Annotated in this window: 1 protein-coding gene; it reads left to right on the top strand. The window is 52.4% G+C overall.

Going from position 1 to position 246, the window contains the following annotated elements; all coding sequences use genetic code 11:
• Window positions 1-246: transposase (locus tag ACO0LN_RS30470; RefSeq protein ID WP_422980529.1), on the top strand; the 246-nt coding region annotated here is incomplete at both ends.

Below are 246 nucleotides of genomic sequence, written 5' to 3'. Positions count from 1 at the left end.
TTCTGGCTGTCCGTGCTGACAGAACTCAAGAGCCGGGGCGTGCAGGATATCCTGATCGCCTGTGTCGATGGCTTGAAAGGCTTCCCTGACGCCATTGCTGCCGAATACCCACAGACCCGTATTCAGCTCTGCATTGTGCACATGGTTCGCAACAGCCTGAAATATGTTTCCTGGAAAGACTATAAAGAAGTTACCGCCGATTTAAAGCGCATCTACCAGTCTGCGACTGAAGAGCAGGCACTGGCA

The organism is Undibacterium sp. TC9W, from assembly GCF_049339865.1.
In the GTDB taxonomy this organism is placed as follows: domain Bacteria; phylum Pseudomonadota; class Gammaproteobacteria; order Burkholderiales; family Burkholderiaceae_D; genus Undibacterium.
This window is presented reverse-complemented; position numbering and strand designations above follow the sequence as displayed.